Here is a 5791-nt window from a genome sequence, read left to right on the forward strand (position 1 = left end):
AAGCGGCCAGCTGTCACACCTTCCGCCACTCTTTTGCCACTCACCTACTGGAGAGGGGCCAGGACATACGCACGATCCAGGAGCTGCTCGGTCACAAGGACGTCAGTACCACCATGATCTATACCCAAGTCTTAAATCGAGGGCCACATGGTGTACGTAGCCCCGCAGACGCTCTGTAACCTTCTGAACAAGGGTTCACGGACCCGTGAACCACGGCTATCTTGGGCGAAAGTTCTGAAAGACCTTATGCAGGGTAAAAAGTCTCAGAGAATTAACGACTCAAGTCGTCTTTAGTTATCGGAAAGGCACGGCGTGCACGCCTCGGTTCACGGAACCGTCCAATAAAGAGTTAGATTGACTAAAGAAGTGCCCTGATGTGCCAGGGTTCTATCATTACTGAATGCAATTTGTCTTCCTGCAATCCCTATGAGCCCTACCAAGCACGAGCTAGGCATAAAGAGCTTAATCTGCTGGTCGGCAGGAATCTTTGTATTTTTTCAATACTCAACTACTAGTGCCGCCATGGCAGCGACTAGAGACTGCAAGGCGGCACTCAGCAGTATCCTTAGTGATATAGACAGCAATAAAGGCGCACTTATTGCCTTTGTAGACGAGAATGTTATTGAGGGTTATGATGACAACCCATTTCCGAGGTCAAAGAGGATTCGAATAGGTTTAGATGGAAATGCCGAATCGGCCAGAGACCCCAGAAGAGCGCAAGCAATTGCATTAAACATCCTCTCGAGCCCAAAGCTTATAGACTCCTATGCAAAATCACTTATGAAAAGCTGCGAAGATGTATCAATAGTGGGTATTGGCATTGCAAAGACTGGTTATTGGATTGACTGGTTCCGCTTTTCAGATGGAAGTTTTCGTCGCAAAGTATGCATGAGCAACCCGTCCTCAAATGGATGGGGGTACGGATTCTGTGACTAAGCTCCAGTATTCTTCTGTGGCAATCTAACATTGCCATGCACCAGAGCCGCATCCGAGAATCTCACTTCATCCGCCAAAGCTGTTTGCGGCCTGGTGATGGCAAGCGTTATCCGTATCCAGCAAGCCGTTGACCGCAAGCCGCACCTGGTACCGATAGGTAGTACCATGCATGGATGAAGCGGAAGCACCAGTTCACCCTTGAGCTGATCTTCTCCCGACCCGTAAGCGGCAGCTTGCCGTGGAGGGACATTGAAGCCCTGTTTCAGGAGCTTGGTGGGGATGTCAGTGAGCGGGCGGGCAGCCGAGTCGCGGTCGTTCTGTTTGGCGAAGTCAGGGTCTTTCACAGACCCCACCCATCGCCTGATACAGACAAGGGTGCTGTTGCTTCAATCCGCAAATGGTTTGAAGAACACGGAGTGACACCATGAACCTGATGAATGTGGATGGCTACCACGCCAGAATTGAGTACGACGAAGAAACGAATCAGTTTCGCGGGGAAATTCTTGGCCTTTCTGGTGGAGCGGACTTCTATGGATCCAGTCCGGATGAGCTTCGCCGAGAGTTCAAAAAGTCATTGGATGTCTTTCTTGAGGTCTGCAAGGAGCAAGGAATCGAGCCCCGCAGACAATTTTCTGGCAGGTTCAATCTTCGGATTCCGCCTGAACTACACGAGAAATTGGCGATGACTGCGGAGGTGCAGGGAAAGAGTCTCAATACGCTCGCTCAAGAAGCACTCCAGAGAAGTGTCACGGCATAAAGGAACGGATAACAAGCCCCTGGAGTGGACAGGCCACCACCCATTTCCCGTTTCGCAATTAGTCCTTGCCTGCCACTCAGGGGCAGCGTTATAAAGAACAAAAATCCATCAATGGCCAAGGGACCCCAGTTCACTCGATACATCCTGCCCATCCTGCATGCTCTGCGGGAGATGGGTGGATCGGCCACTGCAGCTGAGGTAACAGATGCGGTGATTGAGCACGAAGACCTCACCGAAGAGCATCTAGAACAGACCAATAAGAACGGCCAGTCAAAAGTACGCAACCAGATTGCGTAGGATCGTATGTACCTCGTTCATTCAGGACATATTGACTCATCTCATCGCGGCGTGTGGAGGCTGACTGACAAAGGTCAGTACGAAGACCTCAAGGCTTTAGACGTAGCATCATTATTCAAGGGTGTTCAGAGCACCTTCAAAGGGCCTAAAGATGAGGGCTCCACTCCAAAGAGTGCGGCATCTGTGGAGGCTACAGAGAGTCGATTGGAGGCTGAGGAGACTGCCCTTCTGCACGTGATCAAGGCACTTAGTTCTGAGGGATTTGAGCGCTTATGTCAGCGCCTTCTAAGGGAGCACGGTTTTCAGAATGTGAGGGTCACTGGCCGATCAGGGGATGGAGGCATTGATGGAGAAGGGATCCTCGAGATAAATCCACTTCTGAGTTTTAAGGTGTTATTTCAATGCAAGCGTTATCAAGGATCGGTTGGCGCAAGCATGATCCGGGATTTTCGAGGAGCCCTTGTTGGGAAGGCTGATAAGGGTATTTTGTTGACCACTGGGAGTTTTACAATGGATGCCAAGCGGGAAGCAATTAGGGATGGCGCCAATCCCATCGAGCTCGTTGATGGGGAGAAGCTTGTCAGAATGTTTGAAAAGCTTGAGCTTGGTGTCAAGCCAAAGGTTGTCTATGAAGTGGACATGGATTTCTTCAATGACTTCAAGTAGGGTCTTTCTAACATCCAGATATAGAAGGCGGGAGCGGGAGTGGCTTGTCAACCCGATAAGCCCCTGCCCGCTTCTGATCTGGAGTGTTCGAAGGATGTGACGTCCTTGAAGGGAGCCAGCAAGGCAGCGTTGCATGGCCGTAGCCATGCGGCTACAGTTGGCGTATGGTTGAAGTCCGCCAGACAGAGCGGTTCGTCCAATGGCTTGCGGGTCTGCGCGATCTGAGGGCCAAGGCGAAGGTTCAGGCCAGGATCGAACGCCTCATCGGTGGCAATCCTGGTGACGTCAAACCCGTTGGGGCCGGCGTGTCGGAGCTGCGGATCAACTATGGCCCTGGATACAGGGTCTACTACCTGCAGAGGGGCTCCGCATTGATCATCCTTCTGGCTGGAGGAGACAAGTCCTCACAAGCCAGGGACATTGATGATGCCCTTCTACTGGCAGATAACCTGACTGAGTAGATCTGATGAAAGTCACGACTAGCCCTTACGACGTTGCCGATCATCTACGAACTCCGGAGGAGATGGCGGCCTATCTGGAGGCCTGCATTGAGGAGGCTGATGGAGATGTGGCCTTCATCGCCAAGGCCTTGGGTGACATCGCACGCGCCCAAGGGATGACCAAAGTGGCCAAGGATTCTGGGCTATCTAGAGAGAGTCTCTATAAGGCATTGTCGGGAGACCGAAGTCCTAGCTTTGACACCATCCTCAAGGTCGTCTCGGCCCTTGGCCTGAAGTTGAGCGCCAGTGTGAGAAGTTAGGCAGAGGTGGCCTGAGCTTTGCAGATGAGGCGTAGGTCCGCAAACGCTGCCTGTGGGGATGCGCCACCTTCGAACAAGCACCTTGAGTGGACAGGCCGCCGTCAAGTCGGCTTCGATGGCGATAGCTTCTTGCCTGCCACTCAGGGGCAGCGTTAGCCAGAGCAGGGAGATGCGCGGAAGTCGCGTGCGTGGCTACAATGTGAGTACGTATGCAGGTCGTGGCCATGGTTCGAGCGAAGCTGGTCAAAATCGGCAACTCGAGAGGGGTCCGTCTCGCCAAGCCTCTGCTTGAGGTTGCGGGGCTGGCTGACGAAGTCGAGATCGAGGCGGCTCCAGGGGTTCTGACCATCAGGCCGTCGGCTCAACCGAGGGCTGGCTGGGCAGAGGCGGCGGCGGCGTTCCAGTCGGAGGGACTTCTCGATGAGATGAGCGCCACCCGATTTGATGATGAAGAGTGGTCCTGGTGACTGAAGAACACGTCTCAAGAGGCGATATCTTCCTTGTCGCGTTGAATCCAACTCGCGGATCTGAAATCAGAAAGACGAGGCCTTGTGTCATCGTGTCGCCGGATGAGCTGAATTCTCACCTACGCACTTTCATCGTTGCGCCGCTCACAACTGGCGGTCATCCATACCCTTTTCGAGTGCGTTGCACGTTTGATGGTAAAGACGGTCACGTTGTGGCTGATCAGCTGAGAGCTGTAGATAGGGAACGTCTCGTCAAGCAATTGGGGAGACTGTCGGAGACTACGCTCATTGAGCTGCTGGGTGTTCTTCAGGCGATGTTCGCTGTATAGAGGCCTGGCTTACGGCCATGCAACTGACCAGCCCCCTTCAACTTCCTGTAGCCCAACGAGATCCCGAACCAGCAGCTTTCTGCGGGCAGGTGATGGCCAGCGTTAGCTTCATAGACTGTGCGTACATGAGAACTCCAGCACGAAGAGAGTTTCATCCAAGTCCATTCAACCCATGAGAGACTTTCACGAACGCCAAGTACCGATTCCTATTTGACTACACGGATAATTGGCCTGTGTATATAGCCATACTTGTTGTCCGAGGTTTTTACTGGCAACCATTCACCAGAACCTCGTAGATCCACTAGGAAGATCTCACCTTTCTGAATACGAGCAACGATTTCATAGTCGCTTCCAGGCCCATTTCGCAGATTTGTTGGTGGGTTTGGGTCGTTAGTTGTTGCACGTACGTAGCTGGCTTGAGGCTTGCCTGGAGGTGGGCTTGTCTCCCCGTCATTGTGATTGCCAACTATGGGAGTTGTGATTCTCATGCTTAATATAAGTCCTACTGTCAGCACTAAAAGGCCAATTGGAATGGTTAATCTCCTTTGCTCGGGAGAAACCTCAATGAATCCTCCAAGCTTATTAACGAACCCAAGTAGCAGGAATAGGAGTCCGGCTCCAATTAAAAGATTAGGAATCGGGGTCTCATGGATAGCCTTGATAAGATCCTGCATTTTTTGAAATGCGCATCATGCCAGTAGGTATTTATGATTTTAGGCGGAATCCTATCAAAAGCAATCGTCGATACTGATTGTTGTATTTTAGAAACCATTCATTCTGGAAGCCAACATCCAGAAGCAGAAGCCGGGAGTCCGGATGCTTTGTCCATCCAGTACTAACCTGCTCGCTTCTGATCTGGAACGCTAGGAAGAGCTGGCTATGTATCAGATGGAACCGTGCAGATGTCTCAGTCAGTTCACAGATGGGTTTCAGGCTTTCCCATGGTGCTGCCGAATCCTTATAAGCGCGACCTCGCAGCCTGTGTTCCACATGACAATCCATTGACCTAGGAGCTACAACGGGTTGCCCTACCCCTCGATTTCATTGAGGCACATAAGCATCAGATAAGCAGCAGATTGTTGTCTGGATACGCTTTAGGCTTGAAAAGTCAACCAATTAATCGCGTAATTAGGGGTTGTCCTTTTCCTCTTGATCTCATGCTTTAGACGGGGCTAAAGCTGTCAGGTGAGAAAAACTCTACGGTCCGCTGAATTGTTGAAGCTTCCACTTCATCCGCTTCGACGCGCAAGGGCGGGCAGCTGGCGCCTCTCATCCTGGGTCCCCCCTGTCCCTGAGCATTCGATCCATCCTTTAATACCTTTCCTAGGAATAAACTCATGAACTCTGAATTCACACCACCCAGCGAAGCCGAAACCACCGGCCGCTTTATTGTCACTTTCCGCGAAGAAGCTTCTACTGAGGCTATTGCTACCTTGGAAAATCGTGCAGGCATCCGTTCGGCCGATCTGCTACGAAGCGGTGATTTTGCTGAGTCCGGAATTGACATGGACCAGGTTCCTGCCGAAGGAGGAGCCGTTCTGGGCAATCTCGGCATGGCCGTAGTCAACGTTCCGCCCGA

General features: G+C 51.9%; 12 protein-coding genes. 11 read left to right on the forward strand and 1 reads right to left on the reverse strand.

Features of this window, described 5'->3' with window-relative positions; translation table 11 throughout:
• The 10 genes from KBY85_RS15615 to KBY85_RS15660 all read left to right on the forward strand — a co-directional run.
• Positions 1–179 (forward strand): tyrosine-type recombinase/integrase (locus KBY85_RS15615; protein WP_254962389.1); only part of this gene is annotated, 179 nt, incomplete at its 5' end.
• 247 nt (positions 180–426) lie between these two features.
• Entirely contained in the window at positions 427–936 is a 510-nt protein-coding gene (locus KBY85_RS15620) for a hypothetical protein (RefSeq protein WP_254962379.1), read from the forward strand.
• A 173-nt stretch (positions 937–1109) separates the two neighbouring features.
• Positions 1110–1364 carry a type II toxin-antitoxin system HicA family toxin gene (locus KBY85_RS15625; RefSeq protein WP_254962380.1) on the forward strand — a complete coding sequence of 85 codons (255 nt, stop codon included), beginning with the start codon at positions 1110–1112 and terminating at the stop codon, positions 1362–1364.
• Entirely contained in the window at positions 1361–1693 is a 333-nt protein-coding gene (locus KBY85_RS15630; protein ID WP_254962381.1) for a type II toxin-antitoxin system HicB family antitoxin, read from the forward strand. The genes KBY85_RS15625 and KBY85_RS15630 overlap by 4 nt, the downstream gene beginning before the upstream one ends.
• A 111-nt stretch (positions 1694–1804) precedes the next feature.
• Positions 1805–1990, forward strand: a complete 186-nt coding sequence (locus KBY85_RS15635; RefSeq protein WP_254962382.1) for a winged helix-turn-helix domain-containing protein — start codon at positions 1805–1807, stop codon at positions 1988–1990.
• Positions 1991–1996: 6 nt separating this feature from the next.
• Positions 1997–2656 (forward strand): restriction endonuclease, encoded by a 660-nt coding sequence (locus KBY85_RS15640; RefSeq protein WP_254962383.1) that lies wholly within the window; start codon positions 1997–1999, stop codon positions 2654–2656.
• A 164-nt stretch (positions 2657–2820) separates the two neighbouring features.
• On the forward strand, positions 2821–3117 hold the full coding sequence (locus KBY85_RS15645) for a type II toxin-antitoxin system RelE/ParE family toxin (RefSeq protein ID WP_254962384.1): 297 nt from the start codon (positions 2821–2823) through the stop codon (positions 3115–3117).
• A gap of 5 nt (positions 3118–3122) precedes the next feature.
• Positions 3123–3416, forward strand: coding sequence for an addiction module antidote protein (locus KBY85_RS15650; RefSeq protein WP_254962385.1), 294 nt, complete (start codon positions 3123–3125; stop codon positions 3414–3416).
• Between the two features lie 224 nt (positions 3417–3640).
• Positions 3641–3883 carry an AbrB/MazE/SpoVT family DNA-binding domain-containing protein gene (locus KBY85_RS15655; RefSeq protein WP_254962386.1) on the forward strand — a complete coding sequence of 81 codons (243 nt, stop codon included), beginning with the start codon at positions 3641–3643 and terminating at the stop codon, positions 3881–3883.
• Positions 3880–4212, forward strand: coding sequence for a type II toxin-antitoxin system PemK/MazF family toxin (locus KBY85_RS15660; RefSeq protein WP_254962387.1), 333 nt, complete (start codon positions 3880–3882; stop codon positions 4210–4212). Before KBY85_RS15655 ends, KBY85_RS15660 begins: the two co-directional genes overlap by 4 nt.
• Before the next feature lie 206 nt (positions 4213–4418).
• On the opposite strand, the gene KBY85_RS16120 is transcribed toward KBY85_RS15660, so the two are convergent.
• Positions 4419–4886, reverse strand: coding sequence for an SH3 domain-containing protein (locus KBY85_RS16120; protein WP_396121904.1), 468 nt, complete (start codon positions 4884–4886; stop codon positions 4419–4421).
• 663 nt (positions 4887–5549) lie between these two features.
• Between KBY85_RS16120 and KBY85_RS15665 the strand changes: the two genes are divergently transcribed.
• Positions 5550–5791, forward strand: a 242-nt coding sequence (locus tag KBY85_RS15665) for a hypothetical protein (RefSeq protein ID WP_254962388.1), incomplete at its 3' end; no start/stop codon positions are given.

The organism is Cyanobium sp. BA5m-10, from assembly GCF_024346255.1.
Classification (GTDB): Bacteria; Cyanobacteriota; Cyanobacteriia; order PCC-6307; family Cyanobiaceae; genus Cyanobium_A; species Cyanobium_A usitatum.

Bases quoted from the DNA above. Each gene is read 5' to 3' on its own strand.
- KBY85_RS15635 (WP_254962382.1), top strand. From the start codon at position 1,805: ATGGCCAAGGGACCCCAGTTCACTCGATACATCCTGCCCATCCTGCAT.
- KBY85_RS15630 (WP_254962381.1), top strand. From the start codon at position 1,361: ATGAACCTGATGAATGTGGATGGCTACCACGCCAGAATTGAGTACGAC.
- KBY85_RS15655 (WP_254962386.1), top strand. From the start codon at position 3,641: ATGGTTCGAGCGAAGCTGGTCAAAATCGGCAACTCGAGAGGGGTCCGT.
- KBY85_RS15640 (WP_254962383.1), top strand. From the start codon at position 1,997: ATGTACCTCGTTCATTCAGGACATATTGACTCATCTCATCGCGGCGTG.
- KBY85_RS15645 (WP_254962384.1), top strand. From the start codon at position 2,821: ATGGTTGAAGTCCGCCAGACAGAGCGGTTCGTCCAATGGCTTGCGGGT.
- KBY85_RS15620 (WP_254962379.1), top strand. From the start codon at position 427: ATGAGCCCTACCAAGCACGAGCTAGGCATAAAGAGCTTAATCTGCTGG.
- KBY85_RS15650 (WP_254962385.1), top strand. From the start codon at position 3,123: ATGAAAGTCACGACTAGCCCTTACGACGTTGCCGATCATCTACGAACT.
- KBY85_RS16120 (WP_396121904.1), bottom strand. From the start codon at position 4,886: ATGCAGGATCTTATCAAGGCTATCCATGAGACCCCGATTCCTAATCTT.
- KBY85_RS15625 (WP_254962380.1), top strand. From the start codon at position 1,110: ATGAAGCGGAAGCACCAGTTCACCCTTGAGCTGATCTTCTCCCGACCC.